The organism is Bradyrhizobium genosp. P (assembly GCF_049949265.1).
Lineage (GTDB): Bacteria > Pseudomonadota > Alphaproteobacteria > Rhizobiales > Xanthobacteraceae > Bradyrhizobium.
Window position 1 is genome coordinate 5127544 of sequence record NZ_CP188195.1, and the last position, 23205, is coordinate 5150748.

Annotated in this window: 21 protein-coding genes, 2 tRNA genes and 4 pseudogenes; 8 read left to right on the forward strand and 19 right to left on the reverse strand. The window is 62.0% G+C overall.

Annotated elements, in window-relative coordinates:
- The first annotated feature begins 23 nt into the window (after positions 1-23).
- The 4 genes from tnpC (at position 24) to ACP2YO_RS24865 (ending at position 3985) form a co-directional block, all read left to right on the forward strand.
- Positions 24-1628 (forward strand): IS66 family transposase, encoded by a 1605-nt coding sequence (gene tnpC, locus ACP2YO_RS24850; RefSeq protein WP_426443309.1) that lies wholly within the window; start codon positions 24-26, stop codon positions 1626-1628.
- 507 nt (positions 1629-2135) lie between these two features.
- Positions 2136-2468, forward strand: coding sequence for a hypothetical protein (locus ACP2YO_RS24855; RefSeq protein WP_426433799.1), 333 nt, complete (start codon positions 2136-2138; stop codon positions 2466-2468).
- Positions 2469-2761: 293 nt separating this feature from the next.
- Positions 2762-3511: an SGNH/GDSL hydrolase family protein gene (locus ACP2YO_RS24860; RefSeq protein WP_426433801.1), complete on the forward strand. Its 750-nt coding sequence runs from the start codon at positions 2762-2764 to the stop codon at positions 3509-3511.
- A 57-nt stretch (positions 3512-3568) separates the two neighbouring features.
- Positions 3569-3985 (forward strand): hypothetical protein, encoded by a 417-nt coding sequence (locus ACP2YO_RS24865; RefSeq protein ID WP_426433803.1) that lies wholly within the window; start codon positions 3569-3571, stop codon positions 3983-3985.
- Between the two features lie 502 nt (positions 3986-4487).
- Here ACP2YO_RS24865 and ACP2YO_RS24870 read toward each other — a convergent pair.
- The 16 genes and pseudogenes from ACP2YO_RS24870 to ACP2YO_RS24945 all read right to left on the reverse strand — a co-directional run bounded on the left by ACP2YO_RS24870 (position 4488) and on the right by ACP2YO_RS24945 (position 19626).
- Positions 4488-4763, reverse strand: coding sequence for a hypothetical protein (locus tag ACP2YO_RS24870; protein ID WP_426433805.1), 276 nt, complete (start codon positions 4761-4763; stop codon positions 4488-4490).
- Positions 4764-5034: 271 nt separating this feature from the next.
- Positions 5035-5385, reverse strand: coding sequence for a P27 family phage terminase small subunit (locus ACP2YO_RS24875; RefSeq protein WP_426433807.1), 351 nt, complete (start codon positions 5383-5385; stop codon positions 5035-5037).
- 112 nt (positions 5386-5497) lie between these two features.
- Positions 5498-5761, reverse strand: a pseudogene (locus ACP2YO_RS24880) (ISAs1 family transposase); the annotation flags it as partial.
- Positions 5762-6025: 264 nt separating this feature from the next.
- Positions 6026-6769 carry an IS21-like element helper ATPase IstB gene (gene istB / locus ACP2YO_RS24885; protein WP_426433809.1) on the reverse strand — a complete coding sequence of 248 codons (744 nt, stop codon included), beginning with the start codon at positions 6767-6769 and terminating at the stop codon, positions 6026-6028.
- Between the two features lie 11 nt (positions 6770-6780).
- Positions 6781-8319, reverse strand: coding sequence for an IS21 family transposase (istA, locus tag ACP2YO_RS24890; protein WP_426443134.1), 1539 nt, complete (start codon positions 8317-8319; stop codon positions 6781-6783).
- Between the two features lie 204 nt (positions 8320-8523).
- Positions 8524-9360, reverse strand: a pseudogene (locus ACP2YO_RS24895) (ISAs1 family transposase); the annotation flags it as partial.
- Positions 9361-9576: 216 nt separating this feature from the next.
- Complete coding sequence (locus ACP2YO_RS24900; protein WP_426433811.1) at positions 9577-11211, reverse strand: AAA family ATPase; 1635 nt, start codon at positions 11209-11211, stop codon at positions 9577-9579.
- Entirely contained in the window at positions 11208-11375 is a 168-nt protein-coding gene (locus ACP2YO_RS24905; RefSeq protein WP_426433813.1) for a hypothetical protein, read from the reverse strand. The genes ACP2YO_RS24900 and ACP2YO_RS24905 overlap by 4 nt, the downstream gene beginning before the upstream one ends.
- Before the next feature lie 138 nt (positions 11376-11513).
- Positions 11514-11747: a helix-turn-helix transcriptional regulator gene (locus tag ACP2YO_RS24910; protein WP_426433815.1), complete on the reverse strand. Its 234-nt coding sequence runs from the start codon at positions 11745-11747 to the stop codon at positions 11514-11516.
- A 384-nt stretch (positions 11748-12131) separates the two neighbouring features.
- Positions 12132-12206 (reverse strand) — tRNA-Asn (locus ACP2YO_RS24915).
- Positions 12207-12474: 268 nt separating this feature from the next.
- Positions 12475-12858: a RidA family protein gene (locus ACP2YO_RS24920; protein WP_426433817.1), complete on the reverse strand. Its 384-nt coding sequence runs from the start codon at positions 12856-12858 to the stop codon at positions 12475-12477.
- Between the two features lie 22 nt (positions 12859-12880).
- A pseudogene (locus ACP2YO_RS24925) lies at positions 12881-15236 on the reverse strand (acetamidase/formamidase family protein).
- A 125-nt stretch (positions 15237-15361) separates the two neighbouring features.
- Positions 15362-16603, reverse strand: a complete 1242-nt coding sequence (locus ACP2YO_RS24930) for an acetamidase/formamidase family protein (protein ID WP_426433819.1) — start codon at positions 16601-16603, stop codon at positions 15362-15364.
- A 49-nt stretch (positions 16604-16652) separates the two neighbouring features.
- A complete protein-coding gene (locus ACP2YO_RS24935; protein WP_426433821.1) occupies positions 16653-18281 on the reverse strand; it encodes an amino acid ABC transporter permease/ATP-binding protein in 1629 nt (542 codons plus the stop codon).
- Positions 18281-19180, reverse strand: coding sequence for an ABC transporter substrate-binding protein (locus ACP2YO_RS24940; protein WP_426433823.1), 900 nt, complete (start codon positions 19178-19180; stop codon positions 18281-18283). Before ACP2YO_RS24940 ends, ACP2YO_RS24935 begins: the two co-directional genes overlap by 1 nt.
- 188 nt (positions 19181-19368) lie before the next feature.
- Entirely contained in the window at positions 19369-19626 is a 258-nt protein-coding gene (locus ACP2YO_RS24945; RefSeq protein ID WP_426433825.1) for a hypothetical protein, read from the reverse strand.
- Positions 19627-19882: 256 nt separating this feature from the next.
- Here ACP2YO_RS24945 and ACP2YO_RS24950 point away from each other — a divergent pair, with 256 nt between their 5' ends.
- Complete coding sequence (locus ACP2YO_RS24950) at positions 19883-20065, forward strand: hypothetical protein (RefSeq protein WP_426433827.1); 183 nt, start codon at positions 19883-19885, stop codon at positions 20063-20065.
- Positions 20066-20108: 43 nt separating this feature from the next.
- Here the strand turns inward: ACP2YO_RS24950 and ACP2YO_RS24955 are convergent.
- The 3 genes and pseudogenes from ACP2YO_RS24955 to ACP2YO_RS24965 form a co-directional block, all read right to left on the reverse strand.
- A tRNA-Cys gene (locus ACP2YO_RS24955) sits at positions 20109-20182 on the reverse strand.
- Positions 20183-20236: 54 nt separating this feature from the next.
- Entirely contained in the window at positions 20237-20968 is a 732-nt protein-coding gene (locus ACP2YO_RS24960; RefSeq protein ID WP_426433829.1) for a tRNA-uridine aminocarboxypropyltransferase, read from the reverse strand.
- A gap of 35 nt (positions 20969-21003) precedes the next feature.
- Positions 21004-21504: pseudogene (locus ACP2YO_RS24965) on the reverse strand (efflux RND transporter permease subunit); the annotation flags it as partial.
- Between the two features lie 9 nt (positions 21505-21513).
- Between ACP2YO_RS24965 and ACP2YO_RS24970 the strand changes: the two are divergent.
- From ACP2YO_RS24970 to ACP2YO_RS24980, 3 genes are read left to right on the forward strand one after another with little or no spacing between them, the layout of a single operon-like run.
- A complete protein-coding gene (locus tag ACP2YO_RS24970) occupies positions 21514-21693 on the forward strand; it encodes a DUF2177 family protein (protein WP_426433830.1) in 180 nt (59 codons plus the stop codon).
- Positions 21690-22112, forward strand: coding sequence for a class I SAM-dependent methyltransferase (locus ACP2YO_RS24975; protein ID WP_426433832.1), 423 nt, complete (start codon positions 21690-21692; stop codon positions 22110-22112). The genes ACP2YO_RS24970 and ACP2YO_RS24975 overlap by 4 nt, the downstream gene beginning before the upstream one ends.
- Positions 22113-22158: 46 nt before the next feature.
- Positions 22159-23193, forward strand: coding sequence for a cysteine synthase A (locus tag ACP2YO_RS24980; RefSeq protein ID WP_426433834.1), 1035 nt, complete (start codon positions 22159-22161; stop codon positions 23191-23193).
- Positions 23194-23205: the final 12 nt, after the last annotated feature.

Genomic DNA, 23205 nt, shown 5'->3' on the forward strand with positions numbered 1-23205 from the left:
GCGACTCTGCTGTGATGGCGACGATGACGACGCCCGTTACAGAGCTCCCGACGACGCTTGCCGAAGCCCACGCGCTGATCGTCGCCTTGGCGGAAGAGCGGGCGGCGATCGAGGCCGAGAACAGCCGCATTGCCGCTGCAAACACCGATCTTACGGCGATCAACAAGGCCGCCGATGCGCGGATCGTGGAGCTGACGGCGATCGTCAAAATGCTGGAGCGCACGCTTTACGGCACGCGCTCGGAACGCTTGCGCAGCGACAAGCTGAGCACGGAGCAGATCGCCTTCGTGTTCGAGGAGATTGAGACCGGCGTGTCGGCGGTTGAAGCCGAACTGGCCAAGGCTGGCGGCAAGGACATGCCGAAACGCGTGCCGCGGCCGCGCAAGGAGTTCGGGGCGCATCTGGAGCGGGTGGAGATCGTCATCGAGCCGGAGGTTCCTGCCGGGTGCGAGGGGCTGGAGAAGGTGCTGATCGGCGAGGACGTGTCGAAGCGGCTGGATGTGACGCCGGCGAAGTTCCGCGTGATCGTCACGCGCCGCCCGAAATACGCCTATCGCAACCGCGACGGCGTGGTACAGGCGCCAGCGCCTGCCCATTTGATCGAGAGCGGCCTTCCGACTGAAGCGCTTCTGGCCCAGATTGCCGTCTCCAAATATGCGGACGGGCTGCCGCTTTACCGGCAGGAAGCGATCTACGCCCGCGATCGGGTCGAGCTGGACCGCTCGTTGATGGCGCAGTGGATGGGCAAGGTCGGCTTCGAATTGCAGCCGCTGGCCGACTATGTGCTGGAAAAGGTCAAGCAAGGCGAACGGATCTTCGCCGATGAGACGACCCTGCCAACGCTCGCTCCCGGATCCGGCAAGACGCAAAAGGCCTGGCTGTGGGCTTATGCCCGTGACGACCGGCCGTTTGGCGGCATCGGTCCACCGATGGTCGCTTATCGCTTCGAGGACAGCCGTGGCGGCGAATGCGTCGAGCGCCATCTGGCAGGCTTTGCTGGCATCCTCCAGGTCGATGGCTATGCCGCCTATAATCGGCTCGCCAGGTCGGCGGGCGCCAACGAGGGAGTGCGGCTTGCAGCGTGCTTTGCCCACGTCAGGAGACGGTTCTACGAGCTTCACGTCAACGAGAGCTCGCGCCTGGCGACACAGACCGTCACCACCATGGTCGAGCTGTGGGAGATCGAGGCCGATATCCGCGGCCAGGATCCTGAGACGCGGCTGAATGCGCGCCAGCAAAGGTCCGCCCCCATCGTTGCGGCGCTGTTCGATCTGTGGGAGAAGGAGCTGCCGCGTCTGTCCGGCAAATCCAAGCTCGCCGAGGCGATCCGCTATGCCACATCCAGACGCGCCGCACTCGAGCGCTTTCTGAGCGACGGTCGTATCGAGATCAACTCCAATATCGTCGAGCGGACCATCAGACCCCAGGCAATCACAAGAAAAAATGCGCTCTTCGCGGGTAGCCCTGGTGGCGGCCGCTCCTGGGCGACCATCGCTACGCTTCTGCAGACCGCCAAAATGAACGACGTCGATCCACTCGCCTGGCTCACGCAAACGCTCGAGCGCATCGCGAACCGGTGGCCGATCACTCAGATCGATGCCCTCATGCCGTGGAACTTCAGAGCCTGAACGGCTTCGGCTACACGCTTACGATCTCTCGACTGGTGACGGAGAGCCCGACAGCCTTAACGGCCATCGGGCTCTCCGTTCATTCGCTCACGCCAGCACCCGCCTAGCCTTCGCGTCCCTGACCGTAGCAACAATCTGCCCTGGTAGAAGCGCGTCCCGCTTGGCCAACTCAGCCTTGAGGGCCGCGAGCGTCTGTGCGTCCGCGCTGCCATGGATGGTAATAATTGCTGCCGGCGTTGACGGTGACGCTACCGCCGCTGCGATTTTCCCGGACCGGACCGAATTTCAGCCAAGATCCACCAACCCGCGTCACACATCCGCTAATCGCCAAAACGGCGAGCAGCGCCCGGCCGGAACCAAAGTACGCTTGGCCTGTTAGTCGTGGTCACGCCATTACGGGGAACTCTTATGACTGAACCCTTGACGCCCGCCGATGCTCGGCCGCGATCGGCGCTCCCATTGCTCGTGGCCTTTCTCGCCCTCGTCGTCGCTGGTGGAGCGCTTTGGATGAGCTACAGCAGCGCAAAAAGGTCTACCACTCCGCAAGAACATGCCGAGGTAACGCCGCCTCCAGACCCGGCGATTGACCAAATCAAGCAAACTTTGTCGTCGCTTCAGCAGTCCGTGCACGCGGTTCAATCGGATCAGCAGAAGCTGGAGCAGAAGCTGTCTGCTCAGATTAACGACATCCAGCAGAAGCAAGGCGATTCAAAGCTGCTGTCCGACCAACTAGGTGCGCTCAGTGCGCGAGTTGACTCGCTGGAATCCGCAAAAGCTGAGGCACCCGCTGCGCCGCAACCAGCTCCAACCCAGCAAAGGGCTCGACGTACCAGGCGATAGACCGACATCATAGCAAGACTGCACGATGCATCGCATCCTCTAACTCGACCTTTGGATACGCCGTCAACAGATGCTGGCGCCAGTTATCTTGGCGGTATCGGCGGCGAACTCCTTCGGGCGCCCCTTCCCGACACGACCACGCTTTGACGCCTTCTTAGTTTCGGTACAATTTGTTTCACTACTCTCTTTTCTCAGCTTGGACCTGCTCCCAAATTTCCTGTCGCGCCGGCTGGCGCTGCCTTTCGCAAGGTCGGGGATCTGGGAGATTAGTCGCACGTCTAGTTGCACCACGCATGCGCTCTCGCTATGCCAACATCATGAGGGCGGCGCAAATCATCCTTGGTGTCACGTTAGGTACCACGATATTGGCGTTGGGCGTCACTCTCGCTCAACTGAGACAGACCAAGGCTGAACTAAAGCACCAGGCGAGCACTGGTACGCACGCCCAGATTCGCCAGTGGGTGATCAGGCAGCATCTGATGAGAGCCAAAGATAGCCCTGTCATAGTTCTAGGTGACAGCATCACCGAGGCTGCACCATTGCCTCCAAGCATTTGCGGTCACGTCGTCATCAACGCGGGTGTGGGCGGTGCTAGCGTTGCGAGTACGCTCGCTGCATTTCCGTCCATCTTAGGCGAAGCTCGCAATGGCGAGCAAGGTGGCACGCAAGCGGCACTGATCGTGACGGCACTGGGCACCAATGATGCATACCCAACCACATCGGAGAGCACGTTCCGTGCGAATTATGCACACCTCTTGGAGATTGCGGGGCAACACGCGCAGCACCTAGCTGTTGCTGGTGTGCCCTCGATTGATCCTAAGGGTGCACTTACCGTCGACGCTGGATTGAGCGCGCATGTAGCGGACGGACTCAACAATGCGCTGCCTGCGGTTGCTGCGAGTGCTCATGCGTCGTTTATTGATATGCGAGGTGAAGAGATGAGCACGAATGATGGAGTTCATCTGTCACCCGCAGGTTACGAGCGATGGGCAAGCGTGATGGCTCTCGGCATGGAAAAGGCACTAGAGTGCGCTTCCGATTAGCTGAAGACACGGTAGCCGGGGCAACGCAACATCGTTAAACTTTTACAGGTTGAGGAAATGGGACACACAACTTTACGTGCGATGAAGGCGCCGCAAATACTTTTGGGAGAGGAATTCAATATGGCCGCGCTGGGTGCTTTACTTTTTCTTGTCGGCGTAATCTCGGTGATCTATCCGCTGCGATTCCTCATGATTCCAAACCGGATAGTGGCACTTGGCCTGGTAGTCGTGTCATTCGTGATCATCGGCGCCTCGACCCCATCCGCTACCAATAAGACCGCCAATGCCCCGGCGAAGCCGGTCTATACAAGTAGCGGTGGCTGCAAGACCGACGTCAACGGCGACATGAAGTGCTCGCACTCAACAGAGACAAACTTGTTCGGGTCAACAACCCGATCGACCTCCGAAATGAAATGCGGTCAGAATCGCGTCACGCTCGCCTATGAGTGCAAATCAGAGTCGAGTGCCTACTAACCGGGCCGCACCGTCAATCGTGGCGAATGGTGGCAGGTCGCACGCGGGGTTGCGCACGAAGTTCGGTGTGCTAAACCGCGCTCCTAACAATTGAGGAGCGCCGATTTGGCCAAGCAGAAAAAAGCAATTCGCCGCGTGTGGACGAAGGATGATGTCAAGGAACTGAGATCACATTCGAAAGCGCGGACTCCTGTCACAAAGATATCAAAGCTGACCAAGCGCACGGTGGGTTCCCTAAGGCAGAAGGCCCTATCATTGGGCGTCGGCCTGGGTCATCAACGTTAGTGGAAGGGGAGTGCCCCTCCTGCGCTACAAATTAGTTTGGCTTCAGGGCCTTCGTGGCCCGACGCCTGAAATCTGGTCACCTGACTACTTCGATCTCTATCGAAAGCGTTCGGAGCCGCAAATTTTGTCTACCCACGATTTAACGGACTCTGAGCGCCGTGAGCCGCTGGACAGCCTCGCCCGGAAGTTTCCTCCGCAGGAACTGTACTAACCCAGCCTAAGGCCTGGACTCCCCCATCTCCTCCAGCAGACGCGCCCGCAGTTCGAGCGCGGCGTCGATTGGCTCAGTGTCGCAGCCAATCAGCGAATGCGGCTCGCGATCCAACGGGCAAGCGCGGAATTTCGACCGGCCGAGCGCGGCGGCAAGCCGGATCTTGATGTTGCGAAGTTCGTACGGATCTCTAGTGTCGAGGCCCTGCCTGAACAGCGCGACCGCTTCTGGCGTTATTTGCGGAGAGCGACGCCGCCTGTCTCGTCTCAATCGGGCAGGCATCAGCGAGGCGGTCCGAACTCGGTAAGTGCCCACGGTGGCCCGTAGCGGCCTGGGCCATTTGGGTTTCGGATGGCATAATCCTCAAGAAACGCGCGACCAAACCGCAGCCAGGCAGCACGCGCCTCCTCGCGATCGGGTCGGCCGTCCTTATCTATCGCTATCCCGGCGTAGCGCAGGTCGGAAAAGCCGTCGTATCCTGTCTCGAATACTTCTTGCCAATCATCGAGGCTGGTCGACGGCTTGCGCCTGTCCGCTCGTTTTCGAACAGGCATTAGCGGCGGTTCCCGTAGTCGGCGGTGCGTGGCATTCGCGGCGCCTCCGGGCCATCGGCACCGTCCAAGGCAAGCTCGCGGATCAGGCGGGCGAAAGAGATCCGGGCATTTTGCAGAATACCGACTTCCGGCCGCTCTTTTGGTTGGCCGAAGCGATCGAGAAAAGTCTGACCGTCGCGGTCGAGGACTTCCCGCGCGGTCTGCGCCTGATCCCAACTCTCTGCGGCAAGCGCGAGCAATCGAATGTGGTGCCCATCAAGTTCGTAGTCGCTGACAACCGTATCGAACCACTTTCGAGTAGGGGTGCGAAGGTGTTTCGGTGCAGATGGCGCACCGGTTGGTTTGGCCATCTGGCCCTCCAAATTTTTGTTGAACCGGGGCAGGCCCCATGCGCGTTCGTGTTGGCGGCCGGTCTGGGACGCGGCAATGCCCACACTTTGAGTCGCCCCCCCAGGGGCAGGGCTATCGCATGTGGCCGAGGAGTTCAAAAAGGAAGGCATCGTTCCATCCGGCGCGTTTGAGCTTGCCGCGCAGGGAGACTGTGGTGTCTGGGTGAGCCTGGGCGACGTTGAGGGCCAGGCGGCGAAGCACGGCCAGATTGGCCGGTCCGTTGTCTTTGCGATTGCGAGCAAGATCCTCGTCGAGGGTGACGTCGAGCGGCCAGTGAAGGCTATTTTCGATGCCCCAATGAGCGCGGACGATGCGCAGGACCTCTTTGCGGCTATAGGTGCAGATTCCGATGATCTCGCCCGGGTGTACCGATTTGATCTCGCCCAGGATTCCGAGATGATCTCGCCCACTATTCCAATTTGATGTCGCCCGGGGCGCGAGGCGTTCTGGCTGTCTGGTTTCTGGCATCGGCGAAGCCGCGAGGTCAACCTTGAATCACGGCTTGAAGTCTTCGTTGTCTGTTGCTGCATCTGCTGTGGGCATGTGGGCAACGCACTTCGCGTTGTCCAAGCGCAGCGGCATGTCCACAGCGCCACGGGTTCAGGCCTTCCGGCCGGGTTTGCGGGTTCGCCGCATGCTCTCGCCGTTGAGGTCGATGCGGTGGGCGTTGTGGACCAGGCGGTCGAGGACGGCGTCGGCGTAAGTGGGGTCGCCGATCAGCGCGTGCCATTGATCCACCGGGAGCTGGCTGGTGACGATGGTGGAGCGGCGACCGTAGCGGTCCTCGAGGATCTCCAGGAGGTCGTGGCGGGCCGTGGCATCGAGCGGTTCGAGGCCCCAGTCGTCGAGGATGAGCAGATCGACGCGGCCAAGCGCCCGCAGCAGACGGGAGTGGCGGCCGTCGCCGCGCGCCAAAGCGAGATCGGTGAACAGCCGGGGTGCGCGCTGATAGAGCACAGAGCGATTGTCGCGGCAGGCCTTGTTGCCGAGCGCCGAGGCGAGCCAGCTCTTGCCGACGCCGGAGGGCCCGCAGATCAAAAGGTTGACGTGGTCGTCGATCCATCCGCCTTCGACCAGCATCGTCAAGAGACTGCGGTCGAGGCCGCGCGGGGTGCGATAGTCGATGTCCTCGATGCAGGCCTGCTGGCGCAGCTTGGCGTATTGCAGCCGCTTCGACAGTCGCTTGTCGCGCCGCAATGACGCTTCGCGTTCGAGCAGGAGGGCAAGCCATTCGGCGTGGCCGAGGCTTGCGGCCTCGCCGCCGGCTTCGATGTCGGCAAAGGCCTTGGCCATGCCGTGAAGGCCGAGCGTGTGGAGTTGATCGAGAGTCGGATGATTGAGCAAGACGTGATCTCCTAGTTGTAGTAGCGCGGCCCGCGGATGTTGGGATGAAGGATCGGCGCGTCGTCCGCGGAGCGCTTGGGTGAAGGACGCCGATCGAGATTGTTGGCGAGGATCGACTTGACCGAGCCGTAGGTGCGTGCGCCGATGTCGATCGCCCGCGCGGCGGCGGCATCGAGCCGCTCGTGCCCGTAGGATCGGGCAAGCCGGATGATGCCGAGACAGGCGCGGAAACCCTGTTCCGGATGCGCGCGCTCGTCGAGGATCAGGTCGCAGAGCGCGGCGGTGGCCGGCCCGATCGAGGCTGCGTCCTTGCGGATACGCTCGATGGTCCAGCCGGCGTAGCGCCGATGACTGGAGGCCATGTGCTCCGGCACGGTCGTATGCTTGTGGTTGCCGCTCATGCGCTGATGCGCGGCGATCCGCTCGCCCTTGTGGAAAATCTCGACGGTGCGGGCGGTGAAGCGAACCTCGACCTCGACGCGGACGAAGCGATGCGGAACGCTGTAGTAATGCGCCTCGACCTCGACGTGATAATCGATGCTGACCCGGCAGATCCGCCACTCGGCGAACACGTAAGGGCTCTGCGGCAAGGCCTTTAGCGCGGGCCGGTCGATCTCCTCCAACAGCTTGCGGCGGGTGATGCCGAGCCGTCGGATCGGCCGCTCCTCGTTGAGCCGTATGAGCAGTTCGGCGATCGCCGCGTTGACCTCGGCGAGGCTGTGGAAGATGCGGTGGCGCAGCCGCCCAAGCAGCCAGCGCTCGACCATGAGGACCGCCTGCTCGACCTTCGCCTTGTCCCTCGGCCGTCGCGGTCTGGCCGGCAGAATGGCGATGCCGTAATGCGCCGCCATGTCGGCGTAGCTGCGGTTGATCTGCGGATCGTAGAGGCAGGCCTTGATCACTGCGGTTTTGGTGTTGTCCGGCACCAGCAGCGCCGGCACGCCACCGATCGCCTCGAAGGCGCCGACGTGGCCGCCGATCCAGTCGGCGAGCCCCTGCGTCCAGGTCGCCTGCGCGTAGGTGAAGCTCGATGCGCCGAGCACCGCGACGAAAATTTGCGCGGTGCGCCGCTCGCCGGTCAGCCGGTCGATCACGACCGGCACGCCGTCGCCGGCATAGTCGACGAACAGCTTGTCGCCGGCTGCATGCGACTGGCGCATCGTGACCGACAGCCGGCCTTCCCAGGTGCGGTAGAGTTCGCAGAAACGCGAATAGCGATACCCGCCGGGTTCGCCCGCGATGTACTCCTCCCACAGGATCGACAGCGTCACGTGCTTGCGCCGCAGCTCGCGGTGCACCGCCGCCCAGTCCGGCTCGGATTGCCGGCGATGGCCCCGCCGGGTGCCAGAACCGGCGCCGCCCCCCGCGAACAGCCGGGCCTCCAGGACAGGATCCGTCAGGTCATCGCTCAACGGCCAGGTCAAGCCCGCCGCCTCGAACCGGCGGATCGTCAAACGCACCGTCGACGGCGCCGTTCCCAACCGCCGCGCAATCTCACGGGTCGGCATCCCGGCCGACTTCAATCTGATCACATCGCGCACATGGCGCATCGCAAACCTCTCCGTCGGCATCCAGGTCCCCTTCGCAAAGCCGAAAGGCGGGACCGTAGCGGAGCCAGAAGAGGCCTCGTCACCCCCGGGCGACATCATCCCGGAATGGTGGGCGAGATCATCTCGGAATGGCGGGCGAGATCAAATCGGAACGGTGGGCGACATCATTCCGGAATGGTGGGCGACATCGAGCGGAATCAGCATATAGGGGCGGCTCATCAGGAAGTAGCGCTCGACCGTGTCGTCCTGGCCCCGCTTGCTGGTGATGCGGGCAACAGCTTTGAGGCCTGGAAAGTCGTGCTTCCTGGCCATGTCGGGAGCCGGTGCAACGAGAGCAACACGCTTTTCGTTGCGTCCATGTTCAGCGTCTTTGGTGGTGAGCGAGGTCTTGCCCTTGCGTTTGGCGGCGCGGATTGCGGCTTTGGCATCCTCCAACAGAGTAGGCTGGTTCGCCTTCACCGCCAGCACGTAGTCGCCGCCCCGTTCCACGATCGCCTTGGCCATCGCGCGGTGGCAATGCAGGGCGTCGGCTGTGACCACGCAGCCCTTGAGCTGCAGAAGCGCAAGCAACTGCAGGGCGCCATCGGCTTCGTTGTTGTTCGGCGCCAGCACATTGGCGAGCGCCATGCGCGTCTGCGCCGCCCAGGCGGTCACCATCACCGGCGGCATGTGGCTCTTGCCGCGTTCGTAGCCGCGCCGCAACGCTTTGCCGTCGAGCGCGATCACCCCGCGTGGCCGCTTGATCTTCGCGCCTTGCGCAAAGGCCTTCATGAAGCGCCGAAACGCGACCTCAAACGCCTTCGGGTCAAGCATCCGGAACACCCGACTGAATGTGTCGTGGCTCGGCAGACCGTTCTTAAGCTCCAGCACATCCTGCCAAAGATAGGCCTTCATCCGGGCAAACAGCGCCATGTCGGTGCAACTCGTCGCCCCGCACAGCGTCGCCATCAGCGCGAGGAACAATATCTCGGTCAGGTCATGCAGCGCGTTGTCGGCCCGCGGGTCGGGCAACTCCGAAAAGCATTCCGCAAATCTCTGCATCGGCTGCTCCCTCAAGATCAGGAGCTATCCTCAGAATCCTTTTCTTCCGATTTGGCAACTACTTGCAGGCACGCACATGCGATTCCCCTGCCCTTTAGGGACCCTAAAGGGGGGGGTGGTAGAGGTTGAGCACGTAGCGCGCGCAACTACTTACAAGGGGGGTTGCGCAAGGTTGCGCAGGGTTGCGCAAATTGAAATTTCGGAGGCGATGATTTTTTAAATTGCAACCTCAACGTGCTCAAATGGCTTTCGTTTTAAATGGTCTATGCGGGAGATCTTTACCAGCCGGCCGAGCGCAATCAGGGCGTCGAGAATTGCCTGGACGCGCGTCCTCTCGGCCGTCATCCTCTTGCCGTCGTCCAGACCGATCTCGAGAACGTTGGCGATCTCATTCCCAGCCCAGTTCGTCGACTGGTAATTGTACCGACACTCTCGATTCCTGATGCCGACCAGGATGGCGTCAATCTGCCACTGCTCGATCCCGGCAAGGGCCATCTCCGCACGCTCCTCAGGAGACGCGTCTGGAGCCATCCACCGCTTGACGGCAGGCGCAAATTCCTGAGGCCTGAACGGGCCGTCGCCGTTCCCCAGAGGCACGTTTTCGATGTGATACCAGGCGCCCGCGCCGACCTTGGATAAATTCCCCTTGTCGATCACCGCGTTAAAATACTCGCGACGCAATAACTCTGGGATATTCCACCTCTTGGCCTGCTCTTCGGTCAGCGGATTGATAACGCGCACGATACGCGCCTTGTCCTTTAAGGCACCCCCACCACGGCCTGAATTCGCGGTGACTGGGCCGTCAGACTTCACAACGTGGTGCGCGAGATCAATCGCGCAATTCAGCTTGTCGGCTATCGTAACCCAGAGAGTTGCAACTTGCTGGATCGCCCCGTTGTCGTTCTCGCTTACCCCGTGGGTCGAGACGAAAGGGTCGATAATAATAGCGTCGGGCTGGAATTCTCCACCTACCTGAGCGATCCCCTCGACCACGGGATGATTTATCCGGAAGCCAGTCCTTTTATCTTCCGTCGCAACTACAAAGTTAAACTCGCGGCCACTCGACCACATGAGCCGGTCACCGACATCATCATTAGTAATGCGGTGCAATGCTGCGGCGGTCTCAAATTGGCGCTGGATAAGGTCTGGCGGATCCTCGGTGTTTATATACCAAACTCGAATTTTCTTCTTGTGCCCGACACCCAGTAGATCTCGGCCGGTCACCATGTCCAAAGCTTCAGCAACAAGCAACAATGACTTACCACCACCGCCCGGAGCAAACAGAGTCGAGATGTATTTCCTGACTCGGGTTTTCCCGTACACGAATTCGAGTTGCGGAAGGGTATTTGCACCCATCAGCTTCAAGATCGTTGTCTTGGGGCGGCCATCGCCGGTCGCGTTGTCGTTGGCTGCGACGGGCGACAGGAATGTGTGCATCACCGGGCCGTGCTGCTGGCCATCGTCGTAGTCAGAGCAAATCCGCTCGCCTATAACTTCGCGCACTGTCGCGAGCCCGAATTGCGGATGCTCTACACGGTCTCCAACCGTGAACGGGTTGCCATTGGTGGTCGTGTCAACGGTCTTAGTCGCGAGTACAGTCATTGGTGCATTGGTGCGATGGCTCGTCAATTTGAGTTGGGAAATAGTTGCCTCGGCAATCTGCGCGACTATTGCCGGCGAGAACGAGCATGTTCGGCCACGGTCTGAATTTTGGCCGAACGCGCGATATGTTCCGTCACCAGCCTGAGAGACGCGGATCCCGAATAGTTTGGCACCGTCGATTAGCTCAATGTCGACATGCGCCAGTGTGCTGCCGCCAGGCGGTGCCGGACGGACGGTCAAGATCCTCATTCGTAAATCCTCTCTTCACAGCGCCGCGTGATTCCGCAGATCACGCGCTCGCCGTCTGTCGCGTAGAACACGCGCTCCTCGCGGACGATCACGCGATCTCTCGGCGGATCGTATGGCTGATAGCGCCGCTTAAAATCTGCAACGATCTGCTGTCCTACGGTCACGTTGTCCTCCGCAGTTGAAGTGGTACCTAGTAGTAATATTTTTCTGCCCGAGCACTAAAGCGCGCAGCAACGAAAATATGTTTGGGGTTGCGCCCTCTGGCGCGGTGCCACCTGGCAAAGGCCAGTCGTGCGGGAGTGTTAGGCGGCTACCGCCGCCTTGGCGTTATCGTTGGCGCCACGCGCAGCGATGCGCGCGGAGATCCATTCACTGACTTCAGATTTAACGAATGCAACTCGTCGGTCTCCGAGCGGGACAGCCTCGGGAAAGCGCCCCTCGCTGCGGTATCTGTTCAGCATCGTGCGCGACAGCGAAGTGAGCGCGCATGCGGTCTTCATCGAGACGAGGCATGGCTCGCTTGAGGACGGATTCATAATGTGAGCTTCTGGGATTAATTGCGCTATTCGGCGCGTGGCACCTGCTGCCCATCGGGCCAGTCGTGCTCGCTATTACCTCGGCTCGGGGCCGATGACCGACAAGGCGCCGGTCAGGCTGCCACGGGTGCGCCCACGAATCGCACAAGTCGCCATGGTGTGAACCATACCACATATTGACCATACCGCAACCCAAAACCCGTACATCTGGTAGATTCATTTTTCCGGCACCCAGATATTGCGCCCAAGCCTCCATCAATTCACGCCAAGGCATCCCCTCGCTCAAGGCAATTGGAGTGCGTGCAAAGCGGGGAGACAAAGCGGGGAAGCGTTTTTCGTGTTTTGAAAAAGCGCAATAAAATCAATTCTTTAAGGCAAGCCAATTGGCTCCCCGGGCTGGATTCGAACCAGCGACCATTCGATTAACAGTCGAATGCTCTACCGCTGAGCTACCGAGGAATAGGCGAAACATCTGTTCGCGCGGGCAGCGTATAACAAAGCCTTCCTGCCTTGCAAAGAACCAAATGGCGCCTCCAGCCCAACTTAACAGGGAGCGGAAAGCCGCCGCGGCGCAATGGCTTGCAGGATTTTGGGCGCAAATCGGTGGGGCAACCGGCCTGCCCGGCCATTTACGTTGCGGCGGACTATGAGAAACGGCGCGATGATTCTCCGCCGCGCGACGTCATGAAATCCTGCTGGCAGTCGGCCGCAGAGCGGCGGGAGACCGTCACGGCCTCCGGCACACCAGATCGATCTCGATCAGCGCGTCATAGGCGAGCCCGGTGACGCCGATGCAGGTTCGCGCCGGCAGGCGATCCGGTGGGAAGAACGCCCGGTAGGTCTCGTTCATCGCGGCATAATCTTCCTTGAAACGCGTCAGATAGATCCGCGACATCACGATGTGCTCGAGGCCGAGATCGAGGCCCGCGAGCACGACACGCAAATTCTCCATCACGGCCCTGGTCTGGGCGACGATCCCCTCCGGCAGCACGCCCGGTGCCGACGGCGTATCCGGCATCTGACCGGTCACAAACACGAAACCGTCCGTCTCCACGGCATGGCTGAAGGGCGCGACGGGTTTTGGCCCGCCTGCAATCATGTGGAATTTCACTATCGATCTCCGCTTTATGCGATCAGCCGCCGCTGAACAGCCGTTTGCTCAGGATAGCATGCACGCCCCAATTGCCATCGACCACCTGGGTGACGCCGAAGTCGACCGCCGCGGACATCAGTGCGATCGCCTCATCCTCGCTCAGTCCTCTGACGCTCATCAGGAAGCGGCGCATCTTCCGGAACGCATCCTTCATCGCGAGATCGAGCGAGGACGTTGTATAGACCTCACTCTGCCCCTTCGCCCCGAACTCGGCGAGATAGTTCGGATGGCTGAACCCGGTCAGCACCCAATCTGTCTCGGTCTCGATCAGGGGATAGCTGAGGTCGGCAAAGGGCTGCCCGGTGTGATTGGCTTTCTTGTGCAGGATCACCTGGAACGTCCCCGTCATCGAGCATTCGATCGCGGTGCCGCTGAGTTCGCCGTCGCCCTGCGCCGCATGGGGATCGCCGACCGAGAGCAGCGCGCCCGGCACCGACACGGGTAGATAGACGGCCGAGCCCTTGCCGAGCCGCCAATTGTCGAGATTGCCGCCAAAGTAGGACGGCGGCACCGAGTTCGACGAAATCGACCTCGCGCGGCGCCACCGCGATCACGCCGAAATGCGGCCGCAGCGGAATACGGATACCGTCAAGCACCGCATGGCGGCGCTTGACGCTGCCCGTCGCGACGGGAACGCCGGGATAATCATAGGTGGTGTGCACCACGCCAAACGGGTCGATCTGCGGCTCCCAGCGATAGGAATAGAGCGCACGGGCATGCGGTGCGGCATCCTGATCGAGATCGGCGCCGGCAAATATCTCGTAGATCGTCACAACCTCCCGCGGCTTCGGACCGGCGAGGAATTCGTTGTAGTGATAACCCCACCAAGCCGCGACGCCGGAGCCGAACACGCGGCCCTCAAACTGTGGATTGCGGCTTGGCCGCGGCACGATGTCGAGGATACGCACCTCGAGGACGTCGCCGGGTTGCGCATCCTTGACCGCGATCGGGCCTGTGCAAATGTGCACCCCGAACCCCTCGCCCGCGCCACGCCCGAACACCGATGCATCCATCGGCCCTGCGCCGCGCCGATCGACGTTCTTCCGCTCACCGGTCCAGCCGAAGACGCTTTCGGCACCGGGATCGCCTGATATCATCCGGTCCGGATCATCAGAGGCATGCTGCGTCAGTGTCTCGATCGTGACCGTATCGCCAGAACCGATCTCGGCCTGCGGCGAGAGCGTCCGGCTGAAATAACCCCAATGCACCCGCGACGCTTCGATCGCGATGTAATGGTGGGTTTGTGCGGCGTAACCGGCATCGTTAGCAGCATCAGTCCTGGAAACCAGCGCTGTCCGCTTCGCGGTGGCCGCCGGCTGATGCACGCGCAATTGCGCGAGTGCATCCAGCGGCCAACCGCGTTGTCCCGCCGGCGTCGAGGCCGGCGCTGCGCGCTCGGCCTCCTGCTGCCGGAATTCGCGGGGCGGCAGGCCGAAGCGGTGACGAAACGTGCGGCTGAAATGCGCGGAATCGGCGAAGCCGTAGCGATAGGCAATCTCGGAAATCGACTGGTGCGCTTCTGCCGGATTGGACAGGTCGGCCCAGGCGCGCTGCAACCGGCGCTCGCGAACATAATGGGTGAAATTGTCGCCGACACCTTCGAACAGTTTTTGTAAGTAGCGTTCGGAAATGCCTTCGGCTTGCGCGACGCTGGCCGGTGCAAGATCGGGATCGTCGAGCCGGCGTTCGATGGCTTGGCAAATCCTGTGCAGAATCGCGGCCTGCGACGCGGTATGGCGCGCGTCGGGAGCGGCACCCGCGAGTTGATGCGCGATGGTCAGCAGCAGATCGGCCATCGCCTGCGCAACCGTTGCCCACTCGACGTCGCTGAGCATCTCCAGCGTGCGTGCAGTGGCATCCAGCATGCGTGAGAAGATGTCCGCCAGCCCACCCGGCGCGACCACGCGCGCCTCGCCAAACCGCAGCTTGCCGGGGATCCGGCCGTGCAGCGCTTCCGGCGTCACCGACAGCACGATGGCCCGCATGTCGCGCTGAAACACGACGCTGCAATCCCCGCATCTGGGCAACAGCAGGAGATGTCCGACCGGCACGATGCGGTGGCTGCCGCCATGCCGCAGGATGACGCCGTCGTCGATGGGCAGCAGCGCGATCGGCAAGCCGTCGGCGACTTGCGGCAATGGAGCGACGGTCTGCGACCCTGCGGCAATCCGGGTCAGCGCAATCCCGGGCGCACCGCGGTGCAAGGCGGTGGCATGACCGTCGTAGGAAGTCCCTGCCAAGTCCGGTTGCAGGCCGACCGCGCCCAGCACGTCCCGCCACGCCTCCGGACGGTCGTCCCGTGCATAGGATTCGCTCGTGAACGGACGGAAGTTCATCGCATCGCCCCAATCGGGACCGATCGAAGCAACCCGCGTGCCAGACAAGCCTGTTCCTCCGTCCAAATCGGCGGCGTCAAATCGACGCCAAACGCGGCAGTCAAAACAGGACGTGATTCAATGTCTTAGTCACATCTGAATACTTTTTTCCGGATCGTGCCGTGGACGCCCCAATTGGCATCCACGACTTGGGTGACGCCGAAATCAGCGCCCACCGACATCAAGGAGATCGCCTCATCCTCGCTCAGGCGATGGACCGTCATCAGGAACCTGCGCAGCTTGCGGAACGCGTCGCGCATGGCGCGGTCGAGGCTCGAATGGCTGGCGATCTCGGTCTGTGCGTTCGCACCGAGTTCGGCGAGATAGTTCGGATAGGTGAATCCGTACACCGACCAGGCCTGCTCGGTTTCGAGCATCGGGTGGGTCAGCCCTTCGAGGCTGGTGCCACCGAGATCGTTCTTCTTGTGCAGGACAAACTCGAAATCTCCGGTCAGCGAGGTCTCGATCGCGGTACCGCCGAGCTCACTGTCGCCCTGGGCGGCATGGGGGTCGCCGACCGAGAAAAACGCCCCGGGAACGGCAACCGGATAATACATCCGCGCGCCCTTCCCGATCCGCCAGTCGTCGATGTTGCCGCCGGTGTAACTCGGTGGGATCGAGCTGACGAAATCCGCTTCCGACGGCGCCAGGCCCATGGTGCCGAAATGCAGCCGCGCCGGAACCTTGACGCCGGTCAGGATATTCTCGCGCTTGCGGATCGTTCCGTGATCGACCCGCACGCCGGGATAATCGATGCTCGCATGCACGATGCCATCGGGATCGGTCTGCGGCGTCCAGACGTAGTTATAGACGGCCTTGGCGAACGGTTCGCCCGATGTATCGAGCTCGAAGATGGTGACGACCTCGCGCGGCTTCGGTTCCTCGATCAGGTCGTGGTAGTGAAAGCCCCAGTTCGCCGCGACATTGGAGCCGAAGCAGCGGCCGGCGTGGCACGCGCTGCAACTCGGCCGTGGCCTGATGTCGAGGATGCGCACTTCGAGGACATCGCCCGGTTCGGCATTCTCGATCGCGACCGGACCGGTCAGCAAGTGCACGCCGATGCCTTCGCCGGAGCCGCGGATGAACGGCCCCTCGGTCGGGCCGGAGCCGCGCCGCGCGACGGCCTTGTGCTCACGCGTCCAGTGAAACACGCTTTCGGCGCCCGGATCATCAGCGATCATGCGCTCGTAATCGTCGTTGGCGTGATGGGTCAGCGTTTCGATCGTGGCGCGGTCGCCCGTGCGCAGCGTCAGCGCAGGCTGGACCTTCTTGCTGAAATAGCCCCAGTGAACGGTCGCCGGCGAAACCGGCAGGTTGAAGTGCTTCATGCAAGAGCCTCTTCGATCGATCGGAATATCTGGTCGTAGCCTGTCGAATTCATCTCACTGTCTCCGCCGTTTTCTCGGCGTCCATCATGCTGAGGAAACGCGCCGTAACGGGGTTGCGCGGGTTGGACAGCACCTCGTGCGCCGGTCCTTCCTCCAGGATGGCGCCGCCATTGAGGAAGGCGACTCGGTCAGCCACCTCGTCGGCGAAACGGATCTGGTGGGTCGAGATGATCATGGTGAGCCCATCGTCGACAGCGAGCCGCCGGATCACTTCGAGCACCTCGTTGACGAGTTCGGGGTCGAGCGCAGACGTCGGTTCGTCCAGCAGCAGCACGCTCGGATTTGGCGCGAGCGCGCGTGCAATCGCGACCCGCTGCTGCTGGCCGCCGGACAGATGGCGCGGCAGCGCATCCGCGCGATGGCTCAGGCCAACGCGGTCGAGCAGCTCGCGCGCCCGGCGGTCGGCGTCGACCCGGGTCATGCCATGCACCCAGCGCAGCGGGCCCGCAACGTTCTCCCTGGCCGTCAAATGGCTGAACAGATTGAACTGCTGGAACACCATCCCGACGCCGACGCTGGCGCGCTCATTGGCCACCGCGCGCGGCGACAGCGCCTTGCCGTGTTCCGAGAAGCCAAGGCGGCGGCCACCGACACGAACCGTGCCGGCGTCCCAATCCTCGAGATGGTTGATGCAGCGAAGCAGCGTGCTCTTTCCGGAGCCGCTCGGCCCGAGCAGGGCCACGACCTCGCCGACCCGTACCGTCATGTCGAGGCCGGCGAGCACGGCCTGTGTGCCATAGCGCTTGGCGAGCCCGCTGACTTCGACCGCGACGTTGTTGCGCGCAATGGTGGCGGCGCGCCGGGCGCGATCCTCTCGCGTCAAGGCTCGCGCCGGCGGCAGCGGGATATCCGGCTGCATCGCGACGCCGACATCGACGGCCGGCGCGTTTTTCTCGGCCAGTTCGAGCTTGCTGGCGACGTCAACACGACGCCAGGGCAGATAGTCGGCGAGCTTGCGCTCGCGCGAGGTACGGTCAAGATCGAGCCGCCGCTCCAACGCAAGCTGGATCACACTCACCGCGCCCGTCAGCACGAGATACAGCAGGCCCGAGGCAAAGAAGATCGAGAAGAAATCGAAGGTCGAGGATGCAAGCTGGGTGCTGCGCAGGGTCAATTCCTGCACCGCGATCACGGATGCGAGCGAAGAATTCTTCAGCGCACTGACGGTCTCGTTGCCGAAGGCCGGGATCATGGTGCGGATCGCCTGCGGGGCGATCACCCGCCGCATCAGCACAGACGGCGTCATACCGAGCGCCTGCCCGGCGGCGAGCTGCCCGCGATCGACGCCGAGCACGCCCGCGCGCAGCATCTCGGCGATGAAGGGAGCTTCATTGCAGGCAAGCGCGAGACCGGCCGCGAGAATCGCCGGCAGCTTGATGCCGATGTGCGGCAGCGCATCGTAGGCGAACACCATCTGCAGGATCAGCGGTGTCCCACGGAAGATCACGGTGTAGCCCCGTGCGAACGCTGCCAATAGCCAAAAGCGGCTGAGCTGCATCCACGCGAGAATCAATCCGAGGATCAGTCCGCCGCACAGCCCGAGCGCGGTCACCTGAAGCGTGACCTCGATACCCTCGAGCAGATACGGCAGACTAAGGTAGTGAGCGAACAGCGACATCAATTGACCATCAGAAGGCCCGGTTCCTTGAGGTTATTGGGATCGAGCTCCCACTTCTTGAGCAGTGCCGCCTGGTCGCCGGACTTGTAGATCTCCATCATCACGGCCATCACGGCCTCACGGAATTTCGGCTTGTCCTTCGGCACGGCGACGCCGACCGAATAGGGAATCGTGACCGCGATCGCCTTTTCGAGCTTGTCGGGATAGGCCTTCACGGCGTTATCGACCGTGTTGACGTCGTTGACATAGGTGTCGGCGCGGCCGGCGAGGATAGCCTGGATGCAATTAGCGTTGTTGTCATAGAGCTGCAGCGTCGGCTCCGGCTTGCCGGCGGCCTTGCACTGGGGAATCAGCGCCTGCACCAGCGGGACCTCGACGAAGCCGGTGTTCTCGGCGGCCGCGGCGCCGCACAGCGACAGATTGATGCCGTTGATGCCCTTCGGATTGCCCTTGGCGACCAGCACACCGTCGAACACCTTCGAATAGGTGATGAAATCGGCCGCCTTGGCCCGCTCTTCGGTGGCATAGATGTCCGAGATGACGATGTCGGCCTGCCCGCTCGCCAGCGTGGTGAGCAGCGCTGCGAAGGTCACCGCCTTGTAGGTCAGCTTGAAGCCGAGGCATTCGCCGATCTCCTCGCCGAGATCGATATCGAAGCCGACATATTTGCTGGGATCCTTCGGATCGATCGCTTCATAGCCTGGTGTATGCGGGTTGATGGCATTGACCAGCATCTTGCCTTTCCAGTCCGGATATTTCGCCTGCAAGGCGGCGCATCCGGCAGGCGCAGCTTGCGCGGCGACCGGCGTCAGAAGCCCGGCGGCGACGATTGCGCCCAAAACGGTCAAGCGCACTGAACGTGACGAGCGTCGTGCTTCCTCACAAAGCGATTTCTGCATGTTGGCAGCTCCTTCGAATCTGTCATGGCGAGGGCCATGTTCCAAAACCCGAGGGAAAGGCTACGAGGAACCGCGTCGGGAAAGCTTGTCCCGGGACGTACAAAAAATTGGATCAGCGGGGCCTGCGAATTGGGCAGGCCTGCCCAAGATTCATTCGCAACGCCGGCCAATCTCCGGGCAAGCCATCATCACTGCTCGAACAGCGCCGCGCAGGCCGGGCTCAAATTCGCCTTCTGCCGGCGAAGGCAGGCGGTGATGGCGCGGACGTTGGGGATTTCGCCGGCGCAGAGGCGATAGACATCCGGCGTGCACGCCTTGCGCTGCTCGGGGGTGCCCGGCTCAGCCAACGCCGCCCCGCTTGCGAACAACGTCAGCAGAAGGCCGAGAGCGGATGCGCGACGGGCATGACGCTCGATCGACGATATCTGCTCGAAGCTTTGCTTCATGGTCACGTCTCCCTAAAATCGTTGCGATGCTGGCCGCGAGTGCGGCACGTCAGGGAATTACGCGAACCGTTTTTTGTAGAATGTGATTTTTCTCACACGAAGTCCGGTCAGCCGGACGTAAATTCCGAATGGGGTCAGCAGCAATTCATTAACCTGGGCCGGGCGTCGGCGCTCTTTAGCTAAAATTCGAACGATCGGTTCAATCCACCCACAAGACAGTTTTGCAACCATGCGCTCTCGAACCCCGGAGAGCGCGATGAGCGAAGTCGAATTTGATCTGTTGTTGGACGCCGTGCGAACGGCCGTTGCGCCCATTTCCGAGGAGGTATTTTTGGCCCAGCCCCAGCCCCGAATCCAGCCACCGCCGCGCGCTGCGAACGACAATCGCGCGCCTTGGCCGCTGGTCCCGTTTCCTGAAGGCTGGTATGCCGCCTGCTAAGGCAGCTTCTCATCGATTGGCCGCAAACCGTTGATGAGACAAGTGGAGGCCACGACCAGAATTGAACTGGTGTACACGGTTTTGCAGACCGTTGCGTAACCACTCCGCCACGTGGCCCCACGGGCCGCACTCATATACGGCCTCTCCCCGATAGGCAACCAAGCCGGAGGCTTAGCCCTTCCGGCGCCGGCGGTAATCCTTCTTCTTCGGTTTCGGCGCCAGTTCCGGCATTTTCGCCTGAATCTCCCGAAATCTCGCCAGCATCCGCTCAAAGCTGGCAATCAGCGTTTCCGCGATATCCGGCCGCCTCTCGATCCCTGCCAGCAGCATCGCCGCCGCCTCGATCGTGGACAGGCCGTCGCGCCGCGGTTCCCGGCGCAGATTGCCATAGCGCGAGGGACGTTTGGGACCGAGAATCACCCGCTGGCACTTCAGCATCCAGGCATTGCGCCACCACAGCGCCTTGGCCTGGCTCCAGGTGCCGTCGAGCAGCACGATGCCCTGGATATCGCCGAGGATGGCGCGCTGCCCGGGCTCGACTTCCCCCTTGCGGTTGATGGCGACGATCTCGGCATCGGTCTCGAGGTCCTCGACCTTGGCAGACCCGAGATAGAGCACGGCCCAGCGCGAGGGATCGGCCACTGGCCGACCGAGCGCCTTTGCCAGGCTGGGCCATGACAGGCCGATCCTGACCACGGCGTTCTTGAAATGCCGTGCGGTCAGCCGCGCGGTGCCAAGTCCCCTGTCCTGCTCTTGCGGATGTTGCAGGATCAGCAGCGAGATGCGGCTCTCGATCGGCGTGACGCTGTCGCAGATGCACAGCGGCAGCGGCTTGCCGCAATGCGGGCATTCCGCGACTTCTTCGGTGATCACGCCTGGGTCGGATTCGGTCGGTTGGGACATCGGTCCGCTATACGCCTCGCAACGGCCAATTGAAACTATTCCGCCGGTGCCTGGACCGCTGATGGCGCTGAATGCTGGCGCAGCCGGTCGATCAGGAGATAGATCACCGGCGTCGTGTAGAGGGTGAGGATCTGCGACACGAACAGGCCGCCGATGATGGTGATGCCGAGCGGACGGCGCAGCTCGGTGCCTGGCCCTGAGGCAATCACCAGCGGGATGCCGGCGAACAGCGCGGCCATCGTCGTCATCAGAATGGGTCGGAAGCGCGCCTGGCAGGCCTCGAAGATCGCGTCCCGCGACGACAATCCCTGATGGCGCTCCGCGTCCAGCGCGAAATCGACCATCATGATGCCGTTCTTCTTGACGATGCCGATCAACAGGATAATTCCGACGAAGGCGATCACCGTCAGCGGCGTCTTGGTGACCAGCAGCGCCCCGAGACCGGCCGAGGGCAAGGTCGAGATGATCGTGATCGGATGCGCCAGGCTCTCATAGAGCACGCCGAGCACGATATACATCGCGATCAGCGCGCCCAGACCCCCACAATGATCTATCCCTACGCCTACCTGTCGACGCTCGCGGTCTTCGTGCTTTGCGATATGGTCCGGCTTGGGACCATGGCGAGCCGACCATACCGTCCGACGGTCGGCGACATCCTGTTGGCTTACGTCAACTTGCCTCCAGCAATTGCCTTCTACCTATCGGAATCGTTGAGCGCGAAGTGAAGAACTCCGGACTACGGCTTGTTTCGTCGGTGTTCTTTGCCGACGGCTACGCGCGCACCCTTGCAGAATGGCACGGCCGGTTCATGGATGCGTGGCCGGAGATCGAAGCACTCGGCTTCGACCTCCGCTTCAAGCGGATGTGGGAATACTACCTCGCCTATGCAGGCTCGGTTTTGAGATCGCTGCCCTCAATGTGGGGCTGTACAAGGTCGAGCGATCGTCCTGAGTTGATCGCATCAGGGGTGATCGACGATTTGATGCGGAACGGCGATTTGCAGCAAGATTTGGCCAGATCGCAGCGCTCGCTCAAAACAATCTTCCATTATGCTCTGGCCTACGTAGCAGACTGGCTAACGCAGGTTGTCCCGCCAATTTCGCCGCAATGCAAAAGCCTTCCCCTTTTGCGATGGGCACACTAATTTCCGGCAGAAGCACAACACCGACCGGCAAGAGAATACCCCCGACATGATATTCAACAAAGACGTCATCGAAGCGATCGGCAACACGCCACTGATCAAGCTGAACCGCGCGTCCGAACTGACCGGCTGCACCATTCTCGGCAAGGCCGAGTTCATGAATCCCGGCCAGTCGGTCAAGGACCGCGCCGGCAAATGGATGATCCTGGAAGCCGAGAAGCGGGGTGAACTCAAGCCGGGCGGGCTCGTGGTCGAGTCGACTGCGGGCAATACCGGCATTGGACTGGCAGTCGTCGCGAGCGCGCGCGGCTATCGCACCCTGATCGTCATTCCGGAGACCCAGAGCCAGGAAAAGAAGGACTTCCTGCGACTGTGCGGCGCCGAGCTCGTGGAGGCTCCGGCACTGCCCTTCTCCAACCCGAACAACTACCAGCATCTCGGCAAGCGGCTTGCCGATCAACTCCGCAAGAACGAGCCGAACGGCGTCCTGTTCGCCGACCAGTGGAACAACCTCGACAACGCCAAGGCGCACTACGAATCCACCGGCCCCGAGATCTGGGAGCAGACCGGCGGCAAGCTGGACGGCTTCATCTGCTCCGTCGGCAGCGGCGGCACCCTCGCCGGCATCAGCCGGTATCTGAAGGAGGAGAACCCAAACATCACGACCGCCTGCGCCGATCCACGCGGTGCCGCGATGTACGAGCTGTTCAAGCACGGCGAGCCCAAGGTGACGCCGGGCGGCTCGATCACCGAGGGCATCGGGCTTGGCCGCATCACCCCGATCATCGAGACCGCGAAGGTCGACGATGCGTTCCTGATCCCCGACGAGGAAGCGGTGCCGGTGATCTACGAATTGCTCGAGCACGAGGGACTGTGCCTTGGTGGCTCGACCGGCATCAACGTCGCCGGAGCCATTCGGCTCGCCAGGAAGCTCGGCCCCGGCAAGACCATCGTCACGATCCTCTGCGACTCCGGCGGCCGCTATCAGTCAAAGCTGTTCAATCCGGATTTCATGCGCTCGAAGAACCTGCCGGTGCCGGAATGGCTCGAGAAGCGCACCAAGATCGAGCTGCCGTTCGTTTGAGGCGCGAATAGC